1 protein-coding gene and 1 pseudogene are annotated in these 557 nt (G+C 50.8%); both read left to right on the top strand.

Translation table 11 applies throughout. The features are described from left to right. On the top strand, positions 1 to 456 hold a 456-nt coding region (locus R7O13_RS29740; protein WP_318145496.1), incomplete at its 5' end, for a potassium transporter TrkG. Positions 457 to 466: 10 nt separating this feature from the next. Then, positions 467 to 557: pseudogene (locus tag R7O13_RS29735) on the top strand (DUF3157 domain-containing protein); the annotation flags it as partial.

Below are 557 nucleotides of genomic sequence, written 5' to 3'. Positions count from 1 at the left end.
CTCTTTGCCTTCTTAATGATGGCAGGGGCATGTTCTGGCTCAACCGCGGGCGGGATTAAAATCTTCCGTTTCCAAATTGCTATGACGCTGTTGAACAAACAGATCATGAAACTGATTCATCCATCCGGCGTTTTCGTGCAACGTTACAACCAACGTCCTGTGAACGACGACATCGTGCGCTCTGTGGTGGCGTTTGGGTTGATGTTCTTTATCACCATCATCTTTATCGCTGGCTGTTTAAGTGCCCTTGGTCTTGATCCCGTGACCAGCATTTCTGGCTCAATCACCGCCGTTGCCAACGTGGGTCCTGGCATGGGTAGCGTGATCGGCCCAACAGGAAACTTCGCGCCACTACCAGATGCCGCTAAATGGCTTCTAAGCTTTGGTATGTTGATGGGCCGCTTGGAGATTCTGACTATTCTTGTACTGTTCTTCCCTGCGTTTTGGCGCCGTTAAGCAGACACAAATAAAAGGTATGACAATGAAAACATGGATCACTCTGGCGACCCTACTCGCCACCTCATCCGCCTCCGCCGCTGAAGTCGTCACTTTAGCCG

Source organism: Vibrio sp. Y176, from assembly GCF_033438945.1.
The sequence above is the reverse complement of the archived record's forward strand: the minus strand, read 5'-3'. Positions and strand labels throughout refer to the sequence as shown.